Consider the following 26,315-nt stretch of genomic DNA (forward strand, 5'->3'; position numbering starts at 1 on the left):
ATAAAAATGCAGGAACAAGCCAATGAATTAGATACATCTATAAAGGAGCTTAAGCCAATTAAAAGCTTAGCTGCCTTATTAAAAGATTTTGCTAAATTATATGATTGCCCAGTTTTTCAAAAATTAAACGAGCAGGCTTTAGAACGTTTAGCAGCTTTTCCAGCTACGATTCAACATTACAGCTGCGAGATTATCGAGTCAGCTAGTTTGCAGGCAGCTTTGAGTTTGTATAATCAGCAGAACAAGCAATATAATTTGAAATTTTACTGTTCGCTGAGTAAAGATTTTCGCGACATTAAGTTGCTGCGTTTTATCGAAAAAATATTTAAAGAGGTTTTCAAAGAGGCGGCTAATATTGAGCTGATTTTCCAGTTTGAGCCTGATTTTTTGCAAAGCTTTTCTAAACAGGCGCAGGCGGAGTTCTTTATCGGTATTTATCCGTATCTTTTATATAAGCTACAAGCTGAAATTAGCGGCAAAGATAATTGTTTCTTGCAAATAATGCAACTTGAAGCAACTGTTGATGGCCTTATCTGCAAAGTGCCAGAACAGTTTTATAGTTCTTATCCAAGCGAGCTTTTTAAGCGTTTGTTTGACTTGTTGAAATATGAATTTAATCTTGATTTAGCTTACCAAATCAAAAAAGTAGCTGAAATTGATACAGAGGCGAATTTAGAAGATCAGGCTTATCAAGAACAGCAGCAATTACTAAAACGCATGATCAAAGAACAAGCTGCTGAAAATGCCAATGTGCCACTTCCTAGTGAAGAGGCAGCTAGTAGCAAGGCGACAAAAGCTAAGCAAGGTCAATGGCTTAAAGACGATGACCCTAATTTCTTGTATGGACATGTGCCAGTTACGGATAATATTAGTTCTTTGACTGATTTTAATATACAGAGCCAAAAAGTTTTGGTCAAAGGTAAAGTGCATAATTTGGAAGCTAATCCAACTCGTGATGGCAAAAATTTAATCATTAAATTTGCCTTGTTTGGAGTGGATGGGGCAGTACAGTGTTTTTTGTTCGGCAAGGAAGAAAAGCTGACGCCTTTAAGTGAGCAATTACAAGAGAAAATGTGGATTTCAGCTTATGTTGAAGCTAGTTCTAATCGCTATACGAACGAACTTGAAGCAAGAATTTTAGGCATCAAGAAGGCAGAAGCGCCAGCTAAACGGGAAGATACGGCTGAGAAAAAACGAGTCGAATTACATTGTCACAGCCAGATGAGTGCGAAGGATGGTTTTGCTGAACCGAAAGAAATTATCAGATTAGCAGCTCATTTTGGACATAAAGCCTGTGCTATTACAGATCATGGGGTTGTGCAAGCATATCCTTTGATGTATGAGGAGAAAAAGGCTTTAGCTAAACAAGGTAAGCAAATTAAGTTGATTTACGGCATGGAAGGATACCTAGTTGATGATGGTAACTGTGTGGCATTTGGCTTGAATATACCTGATACACCTTTAACATCATTTGTGGCTTTCGACTTGGAAACAACAGGCTTAAATGCGCATTCTGACAAAATAATTGAGTTGGCAGCGGTGCGTTATAAACTGAATAAGGATAACGTTTTTGAAGAAGTAGACAAGTTTACAACTTTCGTCAATCCTGGCGGCATGCTTAGTCCTAAAATCAGTCAATTGACAGGCATTGAATCTTTGGACTTAGTGGGCCAACCAACTATTTCTGAAGTTATACCCAAATTTTATGAATGGCTAGGTAATGATCCACTAGTAGCGCATAATGGCTTATTCGATTTAAGTTTTTTACGTTATGCGGCTTTTAGTTTGGTTAAAGGTACAGAAGCTAGAATTAAGTTCAACAATATTTTGATTGATACTGTAGAAATGGCTAGGACCTTTTATACAGGCTTAAGCAATTACAAACTAGATACAGTGGCCAATGCTTTACATGTAGAACTTAAACAACATCACCGCGCCTTAGATGATACTCGTTGCTGTGGCGAGATTTTTATCAAATTACTAGCTGAACTTGGTATTAAAGATTTAGCTAGCCTCAACAGAAAAGCCGGTAAAGAAGATATAGCGCAAATTAAGGTACGCACGAAACAAGTTTTGCATTTTATTGCGCTCTGTCGTGATCAGCTGGGACTTTATAATTTGTATCGTTTGGTGTCTGAAAGCCATATCCATTATTTCAGCTCTAGGCCGCGTATCCCACGCTCACTTTTGCGCTATTTCAAAGCTGGTTTAATCTTAGGTTCAAGCTGCGAAGCTGGCGAAGTATATAGAAGTATGCATAAACTTTATCGTGATGCCAACAAAAACATGGTTTTGGCCAAAGAGCGCTTGTCTGAGTATCAATTTAAGAAAATGGCGCGCTTCTACGATTACCTCGAAATTCAACCATTGGCGAACAATCATTTCTTTTTAAGAGATGAAAGTAGTGGTATTCGTGATGAAAACGATCTAGCTAATATTAATCGCTTGATCATTGCCTTAGCAGAGAAAAATCATAAGCCTTATGTAGCAACTTGTGATAGCCACTTTTTGGAGCAAAACGAGCAAATTTATCGCAATATGTTACTAAGCGTAAATGGCTTTGCGAATGCTGATTTTTCACCTTGTCTTTATTTCCGGACAACGAATGAAATGTTAGATTGCTTTAATTATCTTTCGGAGGAGGAGCGTGAAAATGCCGTCATTACGTATCCTAATGAGATAGCAGAACAAATTATTGATAATTTGCCACCTTTCCCAGAAGGCACATTCCCACCTGAAATTCCAACAGCTGACAAGGAAATTCATGACCTAGTTTGGCAGGAAGTCAAACGCTTGTATGAATATAAGGGCAAGTTGCCTGAGATAGTAGAGAAACGTGTACATCGTGAACTTGATTCAATCATCAAAAACGGTTTTGCTATCATGTACTACATATCGTCAAAATTAGTTAAACAATCGAATGCTGATGGCTATTTCGTTGGTTCGCGTGGATCTGTTGGCTCGTCATTTGTTGCCACCTTGTGCGGCATTACGGAAGTTAATCCATTGCCAGCTCATTATCTTTGCTTAGACTGTCATTATAGTGAATTTGTCAATGATAGTAAGTACGATAGCGGCTTTGATTTGCCACGCAAAGCTTGTCCAAATTGCCATAAACCTTTGCAACAAGAAGGGCAAAATATTCCATTCGAAACATTCTTGGGCTTTAACGGTGATAAGGAACCTGATATTGATTTGAACTTCTCAGGTGAATATCAGAGCCGTGCCCATAACTTTATCAAAAATATGTTCGGTGAAGAATATACATTTAGAGCCGGCACTATTTCAGCTTATCAGGAAAAGAATGCGATCGGTGTGGTGAAAAAATACGCTGAAACACATGAACAGAATTATACAGCTGCCAATATCTTACGCTTAGCAAACGGCATTTGTGGTGTTAAAAGAACTACTGGTCAGCACCCAGGTGGTATTGTGGTTATCCCGAAGGATCGCGATATTTACGACTTTACGCCAATTCAATATCCTGCGGATAATCAAGATAGTTCAATGTATACAACCCATTTCGATTTTAATTCGTTGCATGACACGATTTTGAAATTTGACTGTTTGGGCCATGATGCTCCAACTCAGTTGAAGCGCTTAAAAGATTTCACAGGCGTCGATTTCTTAACAGTTCCGCTTAATGATCCGAAAGTTATGTCTTTATATAAAGATACATCGGCTTTGGAATTGAGTGAGCCAGACTTCCAAAAAGTCGGCTGCCTCGGTCTACCAGAACAAGGTACGATCATGGCGCGTGGCATGATTGAGGAGACTAAACCTAAATCATTCTACGATCTCGTGCAGTTAGCTGGTTTGTCCCATGGTACGAATGTTTGGAACGGTAATGCTCGTGATTTGATCAACGATGGCGTATGTACAATTGACCAGGTCATTGGTTGCCGTGACAATATTATGACCACCTTACTTTCTTATAACTTACCGGCCAAGATGTCTTTCGATATTATGGAAAAGGTGCGTAAAGGCCGTGGCTTAACAGATGAGCAAATTGCTAAGATGCGTGAGTGCAAGGTGCCAGAATGGTATATTGAGTCTTGCTTAAAAATTCAGTATCTTTTCCCAAAGGCTCACGCTGTGGCTTATGTTATGTCAGCGTTGCGAATTGCTTGGTACAAAGTTTATCGTAAGCAGGCGTTCTATGCTGTCTGGCTTGGCAACAATATTGATGAATTTAGCGCTGATATAATCATTGGCAAAAGTTTAAGTGAGATTAGAGCTAGTAAGGAAGCTTATTTCAACAACTTCAATAAGCTAAATCCACGCGAAAAGAAATTGTATTATATCCTCGAAATTGTCGAAGAAATGATGCTGCGTGGCGTTAAGTTGCTGCCAATTGACCTTTACAAATCTGATGCTAACTATTTCTTGCCAGAGGGTGATAATGTTAGACCACCGTTTGCCGTGATGCCTAAATTCCCTAAGTCAACAGCTGAGCAAATTGTTAAAGTGCGTAAGGATGGCGAGTTTTTGGCCAAAGAAGATCTTTCAATCAGAGCTGATGTCAAGCAAGCTGCGATGGAAGCTTTGGAGCATTTCCATGTCGTAGATAAATTGCCCGAGCAAAATCAGATGGATTTAGCTAGTTTGGCAGCTCAGCAAAATTAGAGGTGCTAGATGGAGGCAATTTCTGTAACTGTCAGTATTTTAAAGAATAAATTTCAGCAGCAATTGTTGTATCGTTTGCCGCTTAATTTATTGCCAGCTGATTTAGCTACTTCTAGTTTTGGCGAATTGAGCGAACGTTTAGTTGGAACTTTGGTGGCTGTGCCTCTAGGCAAGGGAAATCAGTTACAGGCCGCTATTGTCTGGGAGGTTAAAGGTTTAGAAGCAGAAACTAAGCTGAATTTGAAAGATGTTGCTTCCTTAATTAGTAAAGAGCCAGCTTTAACAGCTAAGCAATTAGACCTAGCTAAGTTGATTGCCTGGCGCTATCAGTGTAGCTTGGCGCATGCGTTGAATTTGTTTTTGGTTAGAGAAGAATTAAAAATTAAAGCAAATTCAGTTAAGCGTAAGTCTACTGTGCCTAAGTATCAACGCTATATTGCCAAAATTGTGGCTGAGTTAGAGCCAACTGAACAGGCTAAGTTGAAATTAGAGCCGACACTGACAGAAGAACAGGAGATGGCTTTAAAGGCAATTAGTCAGGCTAAAATTAGGGAGTTTTTGCTACATGGTGTAACAGGTAGTGGCAAAACAGAAATTTATTTGCAGTTAGCCAAACAAGTTCTGGCTAAAGGGAAAACTTGCTTAATTTTAGTGCCGGAAATTAATTTAAGTTATCCCATGATTCAAACTTTTAGCTTACGTTTCCCGAATTTGTGTGGTATTTGGCATAGTCAGATGAGTGCAGGGGAGAAATTGTCTTGTAAGCAAGCAATTAAAGATGGACAAATTAAAATTTTGATTGGTACACGGAGTGCCTTGTTCAGCAATTTAGACAAGATAGGTTTGATTGTCATAGATGAGGAACATGATAGTTCCTATCAATCTGAGACAATACCGCATTATCAGACAGCCAGTATTGCGCGCTTATTGTTGCGCATGCAGCCAGACGCTTGCTTAATTCTAGCCAGTGCTACACCAGATGTTAGTACGTATTATCGGGCAAGTACAGCCAAAAGTCAGTTGATTGAACTAAAAGAGCGTGTGCATAAGCAGGCATTACCGAAGATAGATTTGGTTGATTTACGTTTGGAAGCAAATACAATTTCGCAACTTATTTTGGCAAAACGGACAGAACAAGCGATTCAAAATTGCTTGAATTTAGGTGAGCAAGTTTTACTTCTCTTAAATCGTCGCGGTTACAATGTCTGTTATCTTTGTAAAGATTGTGGACAAGCTATGCAATGTGAGCGCTGCGACTTTCGCTTAGTTTATCATCAAAATATAAACAAGTTACTCTGCCATTATTGCGGCAAGACTTACGCTTTACCAAGTCACTGCCCTAAATGTAAAACTGGCAGCTTAATCAATTTTGGCTTTGGTACAGAAAAATTAGAAGAATACTTACAAATGCATTTTAAGGATGCTAAAATTGCGCGCTTAGATCAAGATGTTAGTCAGAAAAAGCAGGCAGCCAATCAAATTTTGAGTGCCTTTAAGCGAGGCGAATATCAGATCCTTTTAGGTACCCAGATGATTGCTAAGGGCCATGATTTTGCGAATATCGGTCTTGTCTGTATTTTAGCTATCGATAGTATATTGGCGATGCCTGATTATCAAGCTGAGGAATGTTGCTTTCAATTAATTACTCAAGCTGCAGGACGAGCTGGGCGTCAGGGTCAAGCTGCGCATGTGCTTTTACAAACTTTCGATCCTAAGCAAGCTTGCTTGCAGGCTGCTATTAATAACGATTATGCTGGATTTTATAAACAACAGCTAATCTGGCGTAAACGTTTAGGGTTACCTCCTTTCCAAGCTTTGGGCATGCTTAAGCTACAAATAAAGCACAAGACGCTGAATGCTTCTGAATTAAATGAATTTTTACAGCGTGTAAACAATACCTTACAATCACTCTGTTTGGCAATTAATCAAGAAAAGCCGAACTATGGAGTTATGATTTGGCCATCGTCACTTAGTAACTGGCGCAAAATTAATCAGGAATATAGTTTGATTGTGAAAGTTAGTAGTAAGGCAGAAGCAGCTATTGCTTATCTTTATCATAAGTTGCAACAACAAAAGCTACCTCTGCCAGTTAGTTTTAGCCTTTACTTTGCTGATTAGTTACAGCTAAGTTTGCCGCTTTCTACATCACGGATGAAGTTAGCCAAATTTTTATAATAAACATCTGGATTATCAACCATATGATGGTGACCGCCGTTAGGGGTTGTAACCAAACGTGCACAAGGAATTTCCTTTTGCATAATTTTGGCAGTTTCAAGTGGCATGGTCTCGACTTCGCCAAATGTAAGCAAGGTTGGGACTTTAATATTTTTCAATTGCTTTCTAAAATGCCATTCTTTCAGCTTGCCGGTAATAACAAATTCATTATCGCCTTGGAAAGCATTGTAGACAGTGCTTCCGCCTAAATCGTATAAATGATATAGTCTGGAAGGTTGCTTTCTATCAACGAAATTAATGTTAAGAATCTGAACATCAGCTTGGTATCTTTGATTATTGTAATCGTTATTTGTTTCGCATTTATGCATGAAATCAATTTCTGTTTGTGGCAAAATTTCTTGGCGTCTGCGATTGACAGCTTCAACATACTCATCAATCTCATCAACCATGGAAGAAACAATTGCGCCTTTTAAGTGTTGCCCGTATTTTACGGCATACTCTTGAACTAATAAGCCGCCCCAGCTTTGGCCGATTAGATAAAACTTATCTAAGCCTAGCTTTTGCCTAACTTCATCTACTTCATCCAAAAAGTATTCATATGTCAAGTATTTAGCTGCAATGTCTGGATCAGAATAATCTGGCTGATCTGAATATAACGAGCCTAATTGATCATACATGGTAACTTGAACATTTAGTCCTTGCTTAGCTAATTGGTAAGCAGCATCTTCCCAATATTCATGATTGCCGCCAGGGCCTCCGTGTAGAGCTAATAAATGAATATCACCCTTACCTTGGGTGTTCGTCCATAGATGATAGCCGTTATCAAGCGTGATAATTTTAGTACCTGTTTGCATAAAACCTCCTAGTAATATGTCATTGCTTATTACTTTATATACGAAGTATACACCTTAGCATTCAATTTCTGGCTTTAGTTTACAAATTGCTTTGGTACTTTTATGGCTATGCTATAATATGAAAAATAAGTATTTTTCAAATTAAGAGGTTTTCTATGGCATTAAGAGAAATAGTCCATGAAGGTGATGATCGTTTACGTAAAATTTGCCGTCCGGTTACTGATTTTGGGCCTAAGACCCAGCAATTGATCGACGATATGATTAATACATTGCAGGCAACCTCGAACGGCGTTGGTTTGGCTGCTAATCAAGTTGGCATCGTCAAACGGATTTTTGTCATTGATTTCCAAGATGAACGAGGTTTAAAAGTCTACATCAATCCTGAAATTATTAAAACTGAAGGTGAGCAGGTCAATACTGAAGGTTGTTTGAGTGTACCTGGTTGGTGGGGTGAAGTGAAGCGCCCACGTTATGTTACATGCAGAGCACAAGATCGCGAAGGCAATTATTTTGAGGTAACTGAGACTGGTATGTATGGCGTTTGCCTGATGCACGAGACTGGTCACCTAAACGGTGAACTATACAAAGATCATGTAATTCCAGGTACGATGTATCGTGATAATTAGTTAGAAAGCATTGTATGAAGAGAATTTGTTTCATGGGGACAGCTAGTTTTGCGCTGCCCTCTTTAAGAGCATTAATTGCGTCTGAAAAGTATAAACCAGTTGTGGTTGTGACACAGCTAGACAAAAAAGTTGGCCGCAAGCAGGAACTTACGATGCCTGAGCCTAAGAAATTAGCCTTAGAGGCTGGTATACCTTGCTTACAGTTTGTGAGTTGTAAGGATCCAAGTAGTGTAGCTGCTTTGGCTGACTATGACATTGATTTAATCGTTACAGCTGCTTATGGCCAAATTTTGCCTGAGGCAATGCTAAATTTGCCTAAATGCGGTGCTATCAACTTGCATGGCAGCTTGCTACCAAAATATCGTGGCGCTAGCCCAATTCAGACAGCTATTTTGAATGGTGATGCTGAAAGTGGTGTCACAATTATGAAAATGGTCAAGGCAATGGATGCAGGCTGTATCTATCAGCAATTCAGTTTACCAATTTCAGAAAATATGACTTACAGTGACTTGGAAGCGGACTTGGCTGAATTAGTGGCTAAGAATTTGGTTGCTTTCTTAGATAGATATTTTGCAAAGCAAGTTGTTGGCAAAGAGCAAGATGCAGCCAAAGTGACTTTCTGTCATATGCTCAAACGTGAAGATGGTTTGATTGATTGGTCAGAAACGGCTCAAAATATCCATAACAAGATTAGAGCCTTTTATCCATGGCCCAATGCCTATAGTAGCTACAAGGGTAAAACTTTGAAAATTTATCAAAGTCGCTTAGTTGATTTAGCTAATTTGCCGGATAATTTAAGCGCTACAGTCAAACATAATCTTGATAGTTTAGCGTTAAATAAACAAGATTTAGCAAGTGTTGTTCTGGCTAACAAGGGCCGTTTAATTGTTGGAACAGGGGATGGCTTGTTGGAAATTTGTGAATTACAATTTGCTGGTTCTAAGTGTTTATTAGCTAAAGAAGTTGCACATAATTTTGCGCTGCTAAGTCAATTAAACAGTTGAAACAAAAGGAGAGCTCATGCCTGATAATTACAGTATGCAAACGGCTCTGGACAAACTGAAATCCAGCCATAAATTATTTTATGATTTAGATTATGCCAACCTGCAAACTTGCTTGGCTGACTTAGGTGCAGGCAAATTCAGAGCTAAACAAATTCAGTCGTGGCTGAACAAGGGCGTTAGCGCTTTTAGCGAGATGAAAAATTTGCCTAAAAGTTTGTTAGCTGAATTAGAGGCGCATTATACGCTCGATTATCCCAAGCAGATTGCGCTGAAAGTTTCAAAATTAGATGGTAGCCGAAAATATCTGTTTCAGATGGTGGACGGTAACATAATTGAAGCAGTTTATATGCCTTACCAAAAGGCTAATTCTGTCTGTATCAGTTCACAGGCAGGTTGCCGTATGGGCTGCGCTTTTTGCGCTTCTACCTTAATTAAATATGGGCGTAACTTGAGCGCTGGTGAGATGATTGGCCAAATTTATCGTATCCAAAAAGATTTGGGTGATACACGCATTGATCACGTGGTGGTTATGGGAATTGGCGAGCCGTTAGAGAACTTAGCTGAGCTTGTACCTTTCCTTAAAATGCTGAATGATGAAAATGGCCTAAATATCAGTCTACGCCATGTCACAGTTTCAACTTGTGGCCTTGTGCCAGCTATCTATAAGCTAGCGGAAGCTAATTTACCAATTACTTTGGCAATTTCGCTTCATTCAGCCGACCAGGAAAAGCGCGCAAGCATCATGCCTATTGCAAAGGCTTTTGATTTGCCAACGTTGAAAAACGCTTGCAAAGCTTACCAGGCTGCAACTAAACGCCGTATGAGCTTTGAATATGCTTTATTCAAAGATTTCAATGATAGTCTTGCGGACGCTAATTTGTTAGCTGATTATATCAAGGGAATTGTCAGTCACGTCAATTTGATCCCAGTTAATCCTGTACCTGGAACTGATTTTGTTCCACCTACCAAAGAAGTGATTGACCAGTTCCAAAAAGCGCTATTGAAGCGGCATGTCGAAGTGACAATTCGGCAGAAAAAAGGCCAAGATATTTTTGCCGCCTGTGGTCAATTGCGACGCCAAAAATTAGAAGCTGATGTTAATAAGCATCTTAGCTCTAAATAGTGAGCTTAATTATAACTAATGAGAGGAGATAAAAGTGGACTTTTGGTTATATGCTGATAGTATATGTAGTAATTATCGTAGTAATAATGAAGATTACTATCGCTGTATATATCTTGAAGAAAGACAAGCTTATCTTCTCTGTTTAGCTGATGGTATGGGCGGCGAAAGTGGGGGCGAAGTTGCAGGTCAATTAGCCATTGATAGCTTAGCTGCTTATTTAGTGCCCCAATTAGTTCTCAATGTAAGTTCTAGGCAAGATAAAGCTTGCTTGTTGGCTGCCTTTAATGCCGCTAATACTGCTGTTTACAAAGAGGCTTGTCATCAGCCAGCTTTGCAAAATATGGGCTCAACGCTTATTGTTGCCTTGGTTTCTAAAGATGGTCAGACGCAGATAGCCAATATTGGCGATAGTCGGGCTTATCATTGGCACGAAAACAAATTGATCAAAATAAGTGATGATCATAACTATGCCAGCCAGTTATTAAGAGCTGGCGAAATAAGTCAAGCTGCCTATGAAATTCACCCTGGTCGGCATATGTTGACCAAGGCCATTGGTTGTGCAGCATATGTTACACCTGATTTTTTCTCTGTGAAATTAACTGGTAGTGATAAGTTATTGCTGTGTAGTGATGGGATTCATGGCTATTTGTCAGAAAAGCAGATAGCTAATGTTTTGAATCAAGCGATGACAGCTGAAGCTTCAACTCGCTCACTTATGCAATTAGCAAAAACGAAAAGTCAAGATAATGCAACTGTAATTTGCTTAGCAGTGGGCTGAAGATTTATAATGAACATGAGTTTTTAGATATATTTTAGGAGTTAAAATGCCACTTTTAAATGGTACAATTTTGAATGAAAGATATAGCATCTGTAAGATCTTAGGCTCTGGCGGCATGGCCCAAGTTTATTTGGCACGCGATTTGAAGAATGGTGAGTATGTAGCTGTCAAAATGCTCAAGCCTGAGTTTAATGATGATAGAGAGTTTTTACGTCGCTTTGATACAGAAGCTAGGGCTGCTTCTAGTCTTTCACATGCCAATATTGTTAAGGTTTTAGGTGTGGGCGAGGACCATGGTATGCGTTACATGGTGCAGGAATATGTCGATGGCGTCACCCTTAAAGAAATGATTTTACATTATCATCGCTTAGATTGGCGTGTGGCTGTACCTCTTTTTGTGCAGATAGCTTTAGCACTTGAAAGCGCGCATGCTGGTGGTGTAATTCATCGTGATATTAAACCACAAAATATAATTATTAATAAGCAACATAAAGCCTATGTTACAGACTTTGGTATTGCTAGAGCTAACAACCAAAATACTGTTGCTGGCAGTGCAAGTACACTAGGCTCAGTGCATTATTTTTCACCTGAACAAGCCCAAGGCGGTATTGTTTCCGAACAGAGTGATATTTATTCGCTAGGCGTGTTGATGTATGAGACTTTGACAGGTAGTTTGCCTTTTGACGCTGATACGTCTGTTACCATTGCCTTGAAACATATTAACGAGAAAGCTATTCCTCCTTCTCAAATTGAGCCACTTGTACCTAAGCCTTTGTCTGATATTGTCATGAAGTGCTTGAACAAGACGACAAATAGCCGTTATCGTAATGCCCGTGCTTTGATCACAGAACTCGATGCTTTTATGATTAATCCGCAAGGTGTATATGGTGTTGCGAAAGATGAAGCGGAACATAATAATTTCACGGAGCTTAATAAAAGTAGAGTAAATCTAAATAACAACAAAGCTAATAGCGATAAGTTAGCTAAGATTCGTTATTTAGAGGAAACTATGCACAAAAGAAGAAGCTCAAGGCATCGTGAGACAGGCTTAGTTATCGCCTTGGTAGTTATAACTTTGCTTGGCATTAGTTATGTCTTCTATAACTTTATCAACAATTTCAAAAGTGAGCTTAATTCTAATCAAGTACCACCTGTACGTTTAGCTGACTTTGTAGGTCATAGCTTAGAAGAATCTGAGAAAGCCTTGCAAGATGCAGGCATTATTCCTGACGTTGAGTATGTTTATTCTGATAAATATGACAAGGATGTGGTCGTTAAGCAAAATATTGCACCGGATAGCCGCTTCTATCCTAAGAGCTTGCAAAAGTTAGTTTTGACTGTCAGCAAGGGCAGTGGCTTAGAAAAAGTTGCTAATTACGTCGGCCAATTAGGTGAGGCTGCTCAGAAGGAGATCATTGCTAAAGGCCTAACTTGTGAAATTCAAGAGATTAAAAATGACGATTATCAAAAAGGCTATGTTGTGAAGCAAAGCCCAGCTGCCGATAGCGTCTTAAAGAAAGACGAAAAAATTGTGCTTTATGTTTCATCAGGTTCAGATATTGTGACATTTGAACCACAACAAGGCAAGAAAGTGGCTGATACAACGGCTTGGCTGAAAGCTCAGGGCTTAGAGATTAATGAGATTCTTTTAGAGAGTACAGATAGTAATCTTACAGCAGAAGATGCAGTTGTTAATTATGTTTGCCGCGCTGGCGAAATCAAAGCCTTTGTTGGTGGCGATCAAATCGATGTCGGTACTAAGGTTGACGTTCATGCTTGTTCAGCTGAAGCTTTAGCTGACATTCGCAGCAACAACGCAAATAGTAGCAATAATTCTGATAGCGATTAGGCAAGAGAGATGGTTTTGGCGGTAAAACAAGCTGAAAATATAACTAGTCAAGCTTTTATCAGCAAAAGTGATAAAGGCAGCTTTACTATTATTACAAACGATGATTTAGCCTTAACAGCAGCTGTGCAGGGCAAGTTGCGTTATCACGGCAAAAAGCTCTGTGTTGGCGATGAAGTTGAGTATGTTAAGACAGATTTAGCAGATACGGAAGTTTTGATTGTTGGGGTTAAAGAACGCCAAAACAGCCTTTTGCGGCCACCTCTAGCTAATTTGGACGAGCTTTGGCTCTTAGTCAGTATCGCTGAGCCAGAAGTTAATTTTTGTCAGGTGGATCAAGTCATTTGTCAGGCTGCCTTACGCAAGATTAATTTGCGTTTAATTTTGACCAAGGCAGATTTAGATTTAGGACAAACAGAGGCTCTTTCACTCCTAAACTATTTCCAATCAGCTTTTCCAAGCTTACTTATTTCTACCAAACAGGCTAAATTAGCAGATTTACAGGCACTTATTTCACCAAATAGTCCTTTAGCTGGCTACAAGGTAGCTTTAACTGGTTTAAGTGGAGTTGGTAAATCAAGTCTGTTAAATGCCTTATTAGGTGATGAGTATATGCTCACCCAGGAACTTAGCCAAAAGTTAAAGCGTGGCAAACAAACTACACGTCACTGTCAATTCTTTGCATGTGGTTCACTATGGTTGGCTGATACGCCTGGTTTTTCAGCCCTTGATATAAAGCGTCTGCATCTTAAAGCGAAGGATGCTATTTTGGCTTATCCAGACCTTAAAGCATTGGCAACAGGCTGCTATTTTAATGACTGTCAGCATGTGAATGAGCCTAATTGTGCGGTTAAGGCCAAATGTACAAGTGGTATTTTACAAGCAAGATGGCAAAACTACTGTACTTTCCAAAAATTTTTGCAAAATGAAGAAGGACAATATGTCTACTGAAAAATTAAATCTCTATTTTGATGCAACGGCAACTAAGCCGATAGACGCTGATTTGCTAGCTGAGTATTGTGCGAATTTGAAAACTTATTACGCAAATCCAGCTGCTGTATATGATAGTGGTTTAGCTAGTAAAAAGTTAATTCAAGACGCTTTAGCTGACTTAGCGAAATACTTCGGTGTAGAAAGTAGGCAATTACTGGTTACGTCAGGTGCTACTGAATCAACTAATACGGTTTTTTATAATTTTGCTAAACGGCATCGTCAACAAGATGTCATCTTGTTAGGAGCTGGTGAGCATCAAGCAAGTCAGATAGCAGCTTATCGCTTAGCTAAAGATTTGAACTTAAAGCTAGTCATTGTGCCTTTGGCTGATGATTACCGCTTGAATCTGTCTGAATTGGAAAATTTGTTTAAGCAATATGGTGAGAGAATTTTGGCCTTGTCCAATCTCAGTGTTTCTAACGAAACTGGCACGATTAACGATTTGGCTGCCATCAGTCGTTTATTGAAGCAGTATGCGCCTAAAGCACTTTGGCACGTTGATGATGTGCAAGGCTGGGGCAAGATTTACTTTGATTTTACAGAGTTAAAAGTTGACTATGTTACATTAGCTGGGCATAAGATAGGTGCGCCAAAAGGCATCGGCTTACTTTACATACGTGAGCCTAAATATTTCCAGCCTTTCATCGTCGGTGGCGGTCAGCAAAATAATTTGCGCTCTGGTACAGAAAATCCACCACTTGTTAGAGCTTTGGCTTTGGCTAATTCTAAGCATTGTGCTTTAGCTGAATTAGATAAGAACTGGAAACATTTAAGCAAATTAAGGAACTTACTTTTAACGGAATTAAAACCAATCGACTATGTTTGTCATACCGCTAATGAAGCGTGGCAGTATCCAGGTTTGCTTGCTCTTTCTTTCAAAGATATTAGAGGTGAAGTGTTGTTACACAGCTTGGAAAGATATGGTATAGCTGTTTCCACTTCTTCTAGCTGTCATAATTTGGCAGCTGGTACTAAAAATCAAAAAGTCTTTGGCGAGCCGATTTTCAAGGAACCATTCAAGGATAATCATTTACGAATCACTTTGACAAGTGAACATACTGAAGCTGATATTAAATATTTAGCTAATGCAATTAAGCAAGAAGTAAATTTACTAAGAAGCCATAAATAGGGAAGGACAGGAAAAAATGAATTTAGATAGTTGTAAACAAGCTTTGATGTTACGGTTTGGCGAAATTGCCCTTAAGGGTTTGAATCGCCATAAATTTGAAGAACGTTTGATTCATAACTTAGCTTTGAAATTAAAACAATATGGTTCATTCCAAGTAACATTAAGCCAGAGCCGCATTTGGATTGAGCCGGATTTGTTTACGAAAAATTACAGTGTTGCTGAGATTAAAGTCCTTTTGAAACAAGCTGAAAAGGTTGCTTGCTCGACATTTGGTATTGTATCTGTTAGCCCCGTTTACAGCTTTACAGGTGAATATGCTGATCTTTTGCCTGTTGCAGATGAATTAGTACAACAGCATCTCAATCAAGGCGAGAGAACGTTCAAAGTTGTTTGCAAGCGTGGCGAAAAATCTTTCCCGATGACCTCCATGGAAGTGATGGAACAATTAGGTGGCGATTTATTACAGAAGCATCCTGAGCTCAAAGTTGATTTGCATACACCTGATTTTGTTGTTTATGTTGAAATTAGAAAGCAATTTATTGTCTACAGCCAAATCAAGCAAGCTGTGCGTGGCTTGCCAACATCTTCATCTTCACGAGGCCTTTGCCTGCTTTCAGGCGGAATTGATTCGCCAGTAGCTGCCTATATGATGGCATCACGTGGCATGGAATTGGAGGCAATTTATTTCCATACCTTCCCATACACCTCAGATTTAGCTAAGCAAAAGGTAATTGATCTAGCCAAAATTGTCAGTCAATATTCTGGCCGAGTTATTTTGCACGTGGTTGACTTTACAGAAATTAATTTGGAGCTAAATGAAAAATGTGAGAAAGATATGATCACCATAGTCATGCGCCGAATGATGATGCGCATTGCTGAAGCTTTGGCCAAAAAGCGTGATTGCAAGGCCTTGATTACAGGTGAATCTTTAGGACAGGTAGCTAGCCAGACTACCGAAGCTATCAATGCTACAGACGAAGTTGCGCATATGCCGATTTTTAGACCATTAATTGGTTTAGACAAGGAAGATACAATTAAAATTGCCCGCAAAATTGGTACATTTGAAACTTCAATTCAGCCTTATGATGATTGCTGCACAATCTTTGTAGCTAAGCATCCTAAAACCAGACCTAATCAAGCTGTTTCGCAAACTTGCGATAGCAACTTAGATACAGAAAAATTGACAGAATTGGCTTTGACGAGAATTGATTCTTACGACATTCGTTATGATCGTATCAAGGAGTTTAAGCTCGATTATAGCCAAATTGAGGATAAATAATGGTGAACTTTAAGGAACCTTTAGCGATGCGCATGCGGCCGGAAACTTTAGAGGAAGTTGTCGGTCAGGCGCATCTTTTAGCCAAAAATGGCATTATCAATCGCTTGCTTAAGCAAAAAAGTTTGAGTTCACTTATTTTGTTTGGTCCACCAGGCTCAGGTAAGACCACCTTAGCATATGTTCTAGCTAAAACTTGCGCCTATCCATTTCGGCAGCTAAATGCTGTCACAGCTGGTGTGAAAGACATCAAAGAAGTAATTGATTTAGCTAAGAGTCCTTTATTGTGTCCAGAGGGCCAAGTCTTATTATTTATCGATGAAATTCATCGCTTTAACAAAGCACAACAAGATGCTTTGCTGCCGGCTGTTGAAGCTGGCTCAATTATTTTGATTGGCGCTACGACGGAAAATCCTTTCTTTGAAGTAAATAAAGCTTTACTCTCAAGAACGACGATTTTGGAATTAAAAGCACTTAGTTTAGCTGACATTGTGACAGTTATTAAGCGGGCGCTTACAAGTGAAAAAGGCTTAGCAAAATTAAATGTCCGTTTAGTTGAACCAGAATTAAGCCAGCTAGCTCGTTGGGCCAATGGCGATGTTAGGCGGGCTTTGAATTTATTAGATTTGCTAGTTAATACGACGGATATGAATGCTGAGGGCGTCATTGATTTAAATGCTGATGTCTTTAATGATTTAGCCTTGCCAGTGCAATATAATTACGACAAAAAAGGTGAAGAACATTACAATAATAGTTCCGCTTTCATTAAATCCATGCGTGGTAGTGATCCTGACGCAGCTGTCTTTTATTTGGCGCGTGCCTTACAAGCAGGCGAAGATCCAGAGTTTTTAGCCAGACGCATTGTAATTGCAGCAAGTGAAGAAGTTGGGTTGGCCAACAGTCAGGCCTTGGAAGTAGCAACTGCATGTTTGACAGCTGTTAAGCAAATTGGTATGCCAGAAGCAAGAATTATCTTAGCGCATGCATGTATTTATGTGGCAGTTAGTCCCAAATCCAATGCAGCTTACAAAGCGGTAAATACGGCCTTGGCTGATTTGAAAACTAAAAACTGTGGCGAAATTCCTAGACATATTTTGAATGCACCTTATGCAGGAATGCAAACTGAATTTAATTATGGTAATGGTTACAAATATGCGCATGATTATGCTAATAACTTAGTGGCGCAACAATATTTACCAGATGAATTATTAGGCACACAGTATTATCAGCCAACATCGAATGGTCAAGAAGCAAAAATTGCAAGCTGGCTTAAGGAGTGGCGCCAATTTGTGGCAAATGAGCTAAAGGCTGAAGAGCAGAAAAAATAAATAAGCGTTAAAATAGTAAAAATATTAGGCTTTATAGATGGAGGAAATTATGGCAAAAGATTATCTTTTTCATGCAGAATCTATGTGGCATAAGCAAGATGCTAATGAACAAGCTGCCATTCAAGCATATGGCGAAAGGTTTAAGGCATTCTTAAATGCTGCCAAAACAGAGCGTGAATTTGTAGCTTTAGCAATTAAAGAATTAAAAGAATTAGGTTACAAGGAAATCAATGCTTGCCCAACTTTAAAAGCAGGTGACAAAGTTTATCAATCAATCCGTGGCAAGGGTTTGGCTGTGGCTGTTATTGGTAAACGCCCAAGTGAAGAGGGCTTCAATTTGCTAGGCTCGCATATCGATTCTCCACGCTTTGACGCTAAGGCTCATTCAGTGCAAGAGCATGACAAATTAGCTTATTTAGCTACGCAGTATTATGGTGGCGTTAAAAAGTATCAATGGACTTGTATGCCTTTAGCTATCCATGGTGTAATTACCAAAGCTGATGGTACAGTTATTCCTGTTTCAATTGGTGAAAAAGAAGATGAGCCAGTCTTTTACTTCACAGACCTACTACCACATTTGGGTAGGGAACAGATGAGTAAGACAGCTAACAGCTTTATTCAAGCTGAGCAGCTCAAATTGTTAGTTGGCTCTGAACCAAGTCAAAATACAGAGACTAAGGAACCATATCGTGAGCGTATCTTAGAAATTATTGCTGAAAAATATGGTGTGACAGAAGCTGACTTAATTGCTAGTGAGTTAGAAATTGTCCCAGCTAATAAAGCTCGTGACGTTGGCCTAGATCGCTCAATGATTGGATCATATGGCCAGGATGATAAGCTCTGCTCATTTGCTTCCTTTACAGCTATCGCTGATATTAACGAATGTGAACGTACATCTATTGCATTCTTGTATGATAAGGAAGAAATTGGTTCAGAAGGTAATACAGGTGCCCAATCTCGTCTATATGAACTTTTCTTGATGCAATTAGTCAAAAAGACCTGCCAAGCATATGACAGTGTGATTTACAATCAAATTATCAGTAAGAGCTACATGATCTCATCTGATGTTACAGCGGCCTTTGACCCAATGTATCCAGATGTCTTTGATAAAGCTAACAATGCTTACTTAACTGAAGGTCTCTGCTTGATGAAACATACCGGTTCAGGCGGTAAGAGCTCATCCAATGATGCTAACAGTGAATTTTTGCGCGCTGTTATCAACATCTTCGAAAAAGCTAATTTGCCATGGCAGATTGGTACACTTGGTAAGATTGATGCAGGTGGTGGCGGTACGATTGCCAAATTTGCCGCTAAGACTGGTATGCAGGTAGTTGATGCGGGTATTCCAGTTCTCAGTATGCATGCTCCGATGGAAATTTGCCATAAGCTAGATCTCTACTATTCATATCTTGCATACAAGGCATTCTTACTTAATATGGATCTCTTAGTAGGAGATAGATAGTAGTAACTATTTAGAACAACAAATAAATCACCTCTTCTATTAAATTGATATGTACCCAGAATACTGGACACATATTTATGAACTAGGCTGGACACATGGATGCTATCCTGTATTGTACAGGAGGCATCCATTTTGTTTTTGCCTGAATTCTTTTATTATTATAGTAATCTATATATTCTTCAACTGCTTTTGAGAATTCTTCGAAGGAGGAATAATCTTTCTCATAGCCGTAATACATCTCATTCTTTAGTCTTCCGAAGAAGGTTTCCATTATACAGTTGTCATAACAATTACCTTTTCGCGACATAGACTGTACAATACCGTGTTTCTGTAAGGTATTTCTAAAATAGGCATGCATATACTGCCAACCTTGGTCTGAATGAAATATAAGCCCTTCAACAGATGGGAATTTTTCAAAAGCTCTATCCAGCATTCTTGATACCTGCTCAAGATTCGGGCTTGTTGATAAATTATATGAAATGATTTCATTCGTATTCATATCCAGTACTGGAGAGATATAGCATTTCCCCCATGAAAAATTAAACTGAGAGACATCTGTTGTCCATTTCTGCAATGGTGCTGTTGTACTGAAATCCCTATTTATTACATTATCAGCAATCTTACCTACTTCGCCCTTATAAGAATGATATTTTTCCTTTGGACGCTTACCAGCTAATCCTGCTTTATGCATAAGGCGTTGAACTCGCTTATGATTTATATGATATCCACGATTTAGTAATTCATGATAAATTCTACGAACACCATATCTATGCTTGTTTTTTTCAAATATTTCTCTAATAACAATCAGTAATTCTTCATTGCGATCAGCAACTACATCTGATTTGTTAATCTCAAAATAATAAGTTGATTTAGACATGCCAATAGCTTTTAAGAGATATTTTAATTGGTATCCTTTTTCACGGAGTTCTTTGATGATTGCTGCTTTTTCGCCTTGAGTTCCGCAGCCCATTTTTCGTGTCTCAAGGCGATTAATTTTTTTATTGCTTCATTCTCCGTTTTTAAGTATTCAGTTTCTGCTCTAAGACGAATTAATTCTTCACGTTCTGATGGGGTTAAATCAGTGGGTTTGGATTTCTTGCTCACGTTTGCTTCCTTCTTACTTTTTCTGCCTTTTTTGAGATTTAATCCTTCATACCCTTTAACTTTATATGTCTGAACCCATTTAGACAATAATCCACTATCAATTCCTGCACTAATAGCAACAGATTTTTGTGATTCACCAGCAAGTACACGAGCTACTAACTGATATCTACATTCAGCCGAACGTTCTTTACATGTAGTTGGATGCCGAAGAGAATCAAGACCATATATATCTGCAATTCTTGACCATTGTACAATTCTTTTTCTAAAATTCTTTTGACTTATACCTTCTGGTGTCTCAATCCACTGACCAGAGCGATATAGTTCTACAGCATTAAGTTTAAAAGCATAATCGTATTTCATACAAAACCCCTTTCACTGGTTGTGTCCAGTAAAAGGGGTACATATCAAAATTAATTCAGTAGTTGGCTTTTTTAATTCTATTATTTCAAAACGCTCATTCACAAAGTTGATATAGAAAATCTTTTAAGCCTCCACCTAAAACAACAAAGAAGAAAGGAGGGAACGAGATGAAACGAGATGAAACAGTTAAACAAAAAGCTTGATGAGCTAACTAAAACGGTAGTGAAACTCATCAAGCTAGGACTAGAGATAGAAACTCTAGTTACTATCATCAAGCTAATTATAAAAGCTATTAGATGATAAAAAAGGGTGGTGCAAACCACCACCCTTATTTTGTTTAACTTGAAAGTATTGGTAAGAATTATGAAAATCAATAAGGACTTAAAAGATTTGATTGTAGCAATTTTTAAGCTGCCTATTGACCAAAGCTTATGGGTATAATTGGCAATGCTCTATGCGAAATAACGTCTTTGCTCAAAATTAAGAATTACTTAGTAAGTTTGTCGGCAAAGTATGGTATAGTATCAAGAGCACCCACAGTTATAGGGAGGATATAGAGATGGACGCAAACAAGACTGAAACAGATAATAAGGATAAGATTTTTTTAGCTAGTGAGAACACAGCTGAAGAAAATGAAAATTTCAAAAATATCGGTCAATCATTTTTACATTTTTTGGCTCGTAATTATATCAACGTCAACAAAGTTTATGCCGTACTTGGCATATTAAGTGCCGTTTCGTTGATGTTAGCTAATTTGTTAGTGACGCCACTATTGAATTTATTTGCATTTTTGAATGTTAATTCAGATGATTTATATATGCCTTATTTTTGGCATGGGCTTCATTCTAAATTACCCGGCGCAACACTACTTATCCCAGCTGTTTTGATCGGAATTGTGTATATTGCTTTGTTTGTTTATGTGTGGAAGATAGCTCGTTATGCTGACAAGAAGGCACTTTTATGTGCCTTACTTGTTTGGGAAATTATCATGGGCAGGGGCTTTATTTCCATACTCTTGCCAGTCGCTGCTTTGGCAAGTAAAGTTTTAGCACTTTATTATTATCGTGACTTAAGCATTGAACAGCAATTGAAGGATACAGAAGCTGAATTTCGTAGTTGGTTTACAGCGTTTAAGAAATAAAAGTAATAATGGAATTAGAAGATAAGAAACAGGTAGACAATTTGCTTGTTGAAGATAGTGATAACAAGGCTAAAGAACGAGGCACGAGTACGCGCAATTTACTCTTTGGCCTTTTAATTCTGATTGTGATGCTATTTCTAACTTGGCGGATCATTTTTACTGATTACAGCTTTGATGAAATGCTTACTTCTTTGCAATCAACTAACTGGCATTGGCTCTTGCTTGGCTTTTTGATGATGCTGATTCATCAACTCTGTATAGCTTTAAGTATAGTTCGGGTGCTAAAGTATATTGCTCCGAAGGTGGATATATCTAATAACTTAGCTATCTGCACCTCATTTATTGGCTTCTTTTTCAACAATATTACGCCATCATCTTCCGGCGGGCAGCCGATGCAGATGTATTATATGAAGAAACGCGGTATAGCTATGTCGTATACATCAGTCGTTTTCATAGCCTTAGCTATTTTCTATAACTTGGCTATGTTATTCTACTGTGCTTTAGTTAATATCCTGCGTTTTAACTATGTTAAAAATAATTTGGGCTATGTTAGCTATTTGTTGCCGTTAGGCTACCTGTTATATATAGTGACGACTGCTTTCTTAATTGTTTTATTTTTTAATCCCATGATCATTGTCAAATCTGCGCGTAGTATTTTGAATTTTTTAATTAAACATCGCTTGGTTAAGCGTCCTAAGGCGCTTCTAGCCAAATTGTTGCACTTTTCCAAACGTTATGTTGCAAGCTCACTCAATTTTAATAAAAATTGGCGCTTGATTTGGGAGCTGGCTGGTTTACACTTGATTCAGTTAGCAGCTTATACCTCTGTACCGTTTTTTGCTGCTATGGCTCTAAAAGACTGTATGACTACTAACAAATGGCAGCTTTTCCTGGACACTTTTACTATGCAAGCTATTTTGAATATATCAGCTTCTTTAATTCCTTCACCTGGCGCTGTGGGCTTGACTGAAGGTAACTTTTTGCGGCTGTTTACCAATATTGTGGGGGATAAGCAAGTTTTGACAACCATGCTTTTAACTCGTTTAGTAAATTTATATGTCTTCTTATTGATCGCAACTGTGATTACCATAATTTGTTTTGTAAAACCAGGTATTTATGCTAAAAGAGATGGAAAATCTGATAATTGATTCATATACTTTGTTATTTGCATAGAAAATAAGGAGAAAATGCAACATGTCTAAAAAAGTTTTGACGATAATTATTCCAGCTTATAATTCAGAAGTTTATTTGGAACGCGCTTTAATTTCGCTTTTAGCTTATAAAGAGAATTTGGATATTATCATTGTCAATGATGGGTCTACTGACAAGACAGCTAGTATTGCTCAAACATATGTTGAGCGTTATCCAGATGCAATTCGTCTATTAAACAAAGCAAATGGCGGCCATGGCTCAGCCATTAACTTAGCTTTGAAGTATGCTTGTGGTACATATGTAAAAGTGCTAGATTCTGACGATTACTTTGTTAGTGAGGCATTAGAAGCGTTAGTTATGTTAATCAATGAGCTTACTCAAAATGCTACCTTTCCAGATTTGATTTTTACTGATTACACTTTGGAAATTTTGAAGCAAAATTATCGCCCTATGTTGTCTGAATTCAGTCCCAAAGAGCTTTATCCATTACAAAGAGATAAAAAGTTCTTCTATATTGATAATAAACTGGGCCATGTTTTACCATCCAAGCAATTATTTGCTTGGGACGAAGTTAAGAAGTGGTCGTTTAGAGATCTTCTAATTATGCATACACTTTGTTATCGTTTGGATTTTTTGCGTTCAATCAATCTTTGCCTACCAGAAGGCGTATTTTATGAAGATAATTATTACAGCTTGGTCCCTTTGCAAAGTGTAAAGTCAATGTTTTATCTGCCAGTTAATCTCTATGTATACTATATTGGGCGACCTGATCAGTCAGTTAATTTGCAGAAAATCATCAAAAATTATCGCCATCAAGTGAAAGTTATCAAGGCTATGCTGCACAATTTGCACTATGACGAAAATCTACACACGCAAGCTTATGTCTTAAAGGATCTTACAGTTAAGCATATGGCACGCATGTATGAAGTTTGTCAGCTGATTTATTTGTTAGAGCCAACTGATGAACATAAGAGAGCCGTTAAAGAAGTTAAGGCTGCTTTTAAGTCAAAAGGACCACAACTTTGGCATAGCGTCAAACGTAAGAAGCTAGTTATCTTCTTGAATTTTGCCTGCCGTTACTTGCTTGGATTGGCTCAATTTATTTTAGCTTGTTTGCGTAAGTTGAAAATTATTAACGTTTAATTTTGCTTGAGCGATGTATATACATCACCAGGCAAAAGCTCTTCTTTGTAAAGTGTTGCACATTCGTTTATATTTGCGTAGCGAATCTGTCTATCTCTGAGTAATTCCAAGCTATCAGAGAGAGCTTCGATGCTAGCTTGATTAGGCGTTAATTCTACAATGTCACCAGGTTCAGGATTGTGTTCTAATATTTGACTTATGCTTTCTTTAGGATAAGTTGCCTGAATATAATTGTTATTGCTGATGATTGGAATATTAATAAGCGCTTCATTGACATTAAGCTTATTTAAACGGATGAATTTAATTTCAGACCCTAGCTTAGCACTTAGATCTTGTTTATAGCTTGAACAAAGCTCATCAAGATTGTCTACGTCTTTTTCTGTGAAGTCATTGTTTGTGATTAAGAGCGCAATTTCGTGGCCTAGTTTTTGTAATTTTTTGAGTTTAGCTAGATTAGAGCTTGTATCTGCTTCAGCCTTACTTATGAAAAATGTTGCATGTGCTTCATTTTTGGCCAAGACATTGCATAAATTATCTAATTCAGTATCTGTTTCAGGTAAATGATCAAAAGTCAGAGCCAAAAACTTGTAGGAAAGTAAATTAGCTGCTTTTTCATTAAAATCATAAGGTAAGAGTTTCTCTTTATCATGATTGTTATAGTAAAGAGACCAAGCATCATAATTAAGCGGTAGCTTTTTAGGTGAGCTGGCGTTGAAAAATTTACCAGCCTCTTTGTAGCTCAAATTGAGATAATTGCTGAATACTTCGCGACTACCACCGAGCTTAATGAGTTCTTTTGGATTAGTGTTTTGTTTTATTAAATTGGCTTGGCAAAGCTTAGGTTCGACAATTAAGACTAGCTTATCATTAGTGAAAAGTAGGTTTTGCATTGCTTGAATGTTAGAAGGCAAGCCAAGTTCTTCTTTTTTCTCATAGCGATAAAGATTGTTAAAGTTATCAGCTAGTTCTTGCAAATTGGCGCCTAAATTAGGCAACAATTCCTGCAAACTTAAAACTTGGTGATTAGGCAAATCGTAATAAAATGAGCAATACTGCCAATCGGTTAATTTGCTTTGGCGGGCGCCCTGTTCATAATAATTGAGAGTGAATACAACTGATAACAAGCGCTTTGCCAGTATACAGGCATCGTAATTGACTACCAATAGCGCTTTGTAGCGGCTTTGCCGGCTGACATTCAAGCTTTCAGCCGCTTTAATATAAGGTTGGATTAACTCATCGACTTTTGTTTTTATTTTCAAATTAAGATAATCGTCGTTGAAGCTAGGGTAGGCCAGGTTCAAATTGATTTTCTCTAATTCAGCATTAGTTTGCGTAAGTTGACCAGCTAATTGAATACCCCTAGTTTGCGTCAAAGCCTGTTTGAACTGATGCTCTGCTTGTTTATTATTCAATGCCCAACCGTGTAAAATATAGAAAGAATTACAGATAATAATTAAAGCTAAGACAAAAATGCTAGATTGTTTCAGGCTGAAATGCCGAGACAATAAGCGTTTTATGGCATTAGTTTCATTTAATTGCTGATTATAGATAGAAGTATCAATCTGACTTTTATGCCAATTAGAACGCCAATTAGCTAATTCTGATTTGGCTTCCTTAGCGATATTTTGGCCAAAAGCGCGTAATTTCTGATAAGGGCTGAGTGTCTTTAGTTTAGATTTAAGTTTGGTTTGGGCTTGCTTAGCCTTGCTGTTTTGCCAAAATTTGTTAGCTAAAGCTTTGGAAAAATTGAAAGTAGCAGCACCTTCGTGTCTAAGTTGCATAAATAGCTCATGTTTAACTTCTGAATTATCAGTTATATCATCAGAATTTGGCAATTGTTGCCGTGACTTATAGCTAGTTAATTGAGCAGCCTTATCTTTGGCCAAACCACGATAGGTTAATATTTCTAAATTTTGGGGTAGAGCACTAGAATTTGCTATAGGCTCAGAATCTAGCTCAAGTTTCTCATCTTTGGCACTTAGCTTATTTGTGTCTAGTTCAGCTTGGGCTGGCTTAGAATCATTCATTTGGTCCTGAGTTGTGTGTTTATTCAAAGAACTTGTCAAAAGGAGATTAAGCGGCCGATAACTTATATCTTGCTTGGCTTCATCATTAGTGAATAATTGACTTTCTTTGTGTGCTAATTTTAGTTGCCAGGCTAATTTAGCTCGCTTAGAACGCATGACCATTACTCC

At 38.2% G+C, this 26,315-nt stretch carries 19 protein-coding genes; 15 read left to right on the top strand and 4 right to left on the bottom strand.

Translation table 11 applies throughout. From position 1 onward, the window contains the following. Positions 1-6: 6 nt before the first annotated feature. Positions 7-4,626, top strand: coding sequence for a PolC-type DNA polymerase III (locus PYS62_RS04010; RefSeq protein ID WP_066714275.1), 4,620 nt, complete (start codon positions 7-9; stop codon positions 4,624-4,626). Positions 4,627-4,635: 9 nt separating this feature from the next. After that, positions 4,636-6,744 (top strand): replication restart helicase PriA, encoded by a 2,109-nt coding sequence (gene priA / locus PYS62_RS04015; protein WP_066714273.1) that lies wholly within the window; start codon positions 4,636-4,638, stop codon positions 6,742-6,744. Here priA and PYS62_RS04020 read toward each other — a convergent pair. Continuing rightward, the gene (locus PYS62_RS04020) at positions 6,741-7,655 is read right to left on the bottom strand and encodes a proline-specific peptidase family protein (RefSeq protein WP_066714271.1); all 915 of its coding nucleotides are present in this window, start codon (positions 7,653-7,655) and stop codon (positions 6,741-6,743) included. The genes priA and PYS62_RS04020 overlap by 4 nt on opposite strands. A 155-nt stretch (positions 7,656-7,810) precedes the next feature. On the opposite strand from PYS62_RS04020, the gene def reads away from it, so the two are divergent. From def to PYS62_RS04070, 10 genes are read left to right on the top strand one after another with little or no spacing between them, the layout of a single operon-like run. Continuing rightward, the gene (gene def, locus PYS62_RS04025; protein ID WP_066714270.1) at positions 7,811-8,281 is read left to right on the top strand and encodes a peptide deformylase; all 471 of its coding nucleotides are present in this window, start codon (positions 7,811-7,813) and stop codon (positions 8,279-8,281) included. 14 nt (positions 8,282-8,295) lie between these two features. After that, a complete protein-coding gene (gene fmt / locus PYS62_RS04030) occupies positions 8,296-9,285 on the top strand; it encodes a methionyl-tRNA formyltransferase (RefSeq protein ID WP_082714342.1) in 990 nt (329 codons plus the stop codon). Positions 9,286-9,301: 16 nt separating this feature from the next. Continuing rightward, entirely contained in the window at positions 9,302-10,408 is a 1,107-nt protein-coding gene (gene rlmN / locus PYS62_RS04035; protein ID WP_315574152.1) for a 23S rRNA (adenine(2503)-C(2))-methyltransferase RlmN, read from the top strand. 34 nt (positions 10,409-10,442) lie between these two features. After that, positions 10,443-11,186 (top strand): protein phosphatase 2C domain-containing protein, encoded by a 744-nt coding sequence (locus tag PYS62_RS04040; RefSeq protein ID WP_066714266.1) that lies wholly within the window; start codon positions 10,443-10,445, stop codon positions 11,184-11,186. Positions 11,187-11,232: 46 nt separating this feature from the next. After that, positions 11,233-13,035 carry a Stk1 family PASTA domain-containing Ser/Thr kinase gene (gene pknB / locus PYS62_RS04045; protein WP_066714264.1) on the top strand — a complete coding sequence of 601 codons (1,803 nt, stop codon included), beginning with the start codon at positions 11,233-11,235 and terminating at the stop codon, positions 13,033-13,035. A gap of 15 nt (positions 13,036-13,050) precedes the next feature. Then, a complete protein-coding gene (gene rsgA, locus PYS62_RS04050; RefSeq protein WP_315574153.1) occupies positions 13,051-13,983 on the top strand; it encodes a ribosome small subunit-dependent GTPase A in 933 nt (310 codons plus the stop codon). Continuing rightward, complete coding sequence (locus PYS62_RS04055; protein ID WP_066714260.1) at positions 13,973-15,154, top strand: cysteine desulfurase family protein; 1,182 nt, start codon at positions 13,973-13,975, stop codon at positions 15,152-15,154. Before rsgA ends, PYS62_RS04055 begins: the two co-directional genes overlap by 11 nt. A gap of 16 nt (positions 15,155-15,170) precedes the next feature. After that, positions 15,171-16,433 carry a tRNA uracil 4-sulfurtransferase ThiI gene (thiI, locus tag PYS62_RS04060; protein WP_066714258.1) on the top strand — a complete coding sequence of 421 codons (1,263 nt, stop codon included), beginning with the start codon at positions 15,171-15,173 and terminating at the stop codon, positions 16,431-16,433. Beyond that, a complete protein-coding gene (locus PYS62_RS04065) occupies positions 16,433-17,758 on the top strand; it encodes a replication-associated recombination protein A (RefSeq protein WP_066714256.1) in 1,326 nt (441 codons plus the stop codon). Before thiI ends, PYS62_RS04065 begins: the two co-directional genes overlap by 1 nt. A 49-nt stretch (positions 17,759-17,807) precedes the next feature. Beyond that, positions 17,808-19,220 (top strand): aminopeptidase, encoded by a 1,413-nt coding sequence (locus PYS62_RS04070; protein ID WP_066714254.1) that lies wholly within the window; start codon positions 17,808-17,810, stop codon positions 19,218-19,220. A gap of 82 nt (positions 19,221-19,302) precedes the next feature. On the opposite strand, the gene PYS62_RS04075 is transcribed toward PYS62_RS04070, so the two are convergent. Both PYS62_RS04075 and PYS62_RS04080 read right to left on the bottom strand, forming a co-directional pair. Further along, a complete protein-coding gene (locus PYS62_RS04075) occupies positions 19,303-20,190 on the bottom strand; it encodes an IS3 family transposase (protein WP_082714282.1) in 888 nt (295 codons plus the stop codon). Continuing rightward, positions 20,121-20,684 (bottom strand): helix-turn-helix domain-containing protein, encoded by a 564-nt coding sequence (locus PYS62_RS04080; RefSeq protein ID WP_066713357.1) that lies wholly within the window; start codon positions 20,682-20,684, stop codon positions 20,121-20,123. Before PYS62_RS04080 ends, PYS62_RS04075 begins: the two co-directional genes overlap by 70 nt. A 559-nt stretch (positions 20,685-21,243) precedes the next feature. Between PYS62_RS04080 and PYS62_RS04085 the strand changes: the two genes are divergently transcribed. The 3 genes from PYS62_RS04085 to PYS62_RS04095 are packed head-to-tail and all read left to right on the top strand — an operon-like array spanning position 21,244 to position 24,120. Then, positions 21,244-21,825, top strand: coding sequence for a hypothetical protein (locus PYS62_RS04085; RefSeq protein WP_066714069.1), 582 nt, complete (start codon positions 21,244-21,246; stop codon positions 21,823-21,825). An 8-nt stretch (positions 21,826-21,833) separates the two neighbouring features. Further along, positions 21,834-22,973, top strand: a complete 1,140-nt coding sequence (locus PYS62_RS04090) for a lysylphosphatidylglycerol synthase transmembrane domain-containing protein (protein ID WP_066714067.1) — start codon at positions 21,834-21,836, stop codon at positions 22,971-22,973. A 46-nt stretch (positions 22,974-23,019) separates the two neighbouring features. Further along, positions 23,020-24,120 carry a glycosyltransferase family 2 protein gene (locus tag PYS62_RS04095; protein WP_066714065.1) on the top strand — a complete coding sequence of 367 codons (1,101 nt, stop codon included), beginning with the start codon at positions 23,020-23,022 and terminating at the stop codon, positions 24,118-24,120. On the opposite strand, the gene PYS62_RS04100 is transcribed toward PYS62_RS04095, so the two are convergent. Next, positions 24,117-26,303 (bottom strand): polysaccharide deacetylase family protein, encoded by a 2,187-nt coding sequence (locus PYS62_RS04100; protein ID WP_315574154.1) that lies wholly within the window; start codon positions 26,301-26,303, stop codon positions 24,117-24,119. The genes PYS62_RS04095 and PYS62_RS04100 overlap by 4 nt on opposite strands. Positions 26,304-26,315 lie beyond the last annotated feature (12 nt).

The organism is Amygdalobacter nucleatus (genome assembly GCF_029167365.1).
Taxonomy (GTDB): domain Bacteria; phylum Bacillota; class Clostridia; order Saccharofermentanales; family Fastidiosipilaceae; genus Amygdalobacter; species Amygdalobacter nucleatus.

Coding starts and splice junctions, on each gene's coding strand:
- PYS62_RS04010 (WP_066714275.1), top strand. CDS start 7: ATGCAGGAACAAGCCAATGAATTAGATACATCTATAAAGGAGCTTAAG.
- priA (WP_066714273.1), top strand. CDS start 4,636: ATGGAGGCAATTTCTGTAACTGTCAGTATTTTAAAGAATAAATTTCAG.
- PYS62_RS04020 (WP_066714271.1), bottom strand. CDS start 7,655: ATGCAAACAGGTACTAAAATTATCACGCTTGATAACGGCTATCATCTA.
- def (WP_066714270.1), top strand. CDS start 7,811: ATGGCATTAAGAGAAATAGTCCATGAAGGTGATGATCGTTTACGTAAA.
- fmt (WP_082714342.1), top strand. CDS start 8,296: ATGAAGAGAATTTGTTTCATGGGGACAGCTAGTTTTGCGCTGCCCTCT.
- rlmN (WP_315574152.1), top strand. CDS start 9,302: ATGCCTGATAATTACAGTATGCAAACGGCTCTGGACAAACTGAAATCC.
- pknB (WP_066714264.1), top strand. CDS start 11,233: ATGCCACTTTTAAATGGTACAATTTTGAATGAAAGATATAGCATCTGT.
- PYS62_RS04055 (WP_066714260.1), top strand. CDS start 13,973: ATGTCTACTGAAAAATTAAATCTCTATTTTGATGCAACGGCAACTAAG.
- thiI (WP_066714258.1), top strand. CDS start 15,171: ATGAATTTAGATAGTTGTAAACAAGCTTTGATGTTACGGTTTGGCGAA.
- PYS62_RS04065 (WP_066714256.1), top strand. CDS start 16,433: ATGGTGAACTTTAAGGAACCTTTAGCGATGCGCATGCGGCCGGAAACT.
- PYS62_RS04070 (WP_066714254.1), top strand. CDS start 17,808: ATGGCAAAAGATTATCTTTTTCATGCAGAATCTATGTGGCATAAGCAA.
- PYS62_RS04075 (WP_082714282.1), bottom strand. CDS start 20,190: ATGGGCTGCGGAACTCAAGGCGAAAAAGCAGCAATCATCAAAGAACTC.
- PYS62_RS04080 (WP_066713357.1), bottom strand. CDS start 20,684: ATGAAATACGATTATGCTTTTAAACTTAATGCTGTAGAACTATATCGC.
- PYS62_RS04085 (WP_066714069.1), top strand. CDS start 21,244: ATGGACGCAAACAAGACTGAAACAGATAATAAGGATAAGATTTTTTTA.
- PYS62_RS04090 (WP_066714067.1), top strand. CDS start 21,834: ATGGAATTAGAAGATAAGAAACAGGTAGACAATTTGCTTGTTGAAGAT.
- PYS62_RS04095 (WP_066714065.1), top strand. CDS start 23,020: ATGTCTAAAAAAGTTTTGACGATAATTATTCCAGCTTATAATTCAGAA.
- PYS62_RS04100 (WP_315574154.1), bottom strand. CDS start 26,303: ATGCGTTCTAAGCGAGCTAAATTAGCCTGGCAACTAAAATTAGCACAC.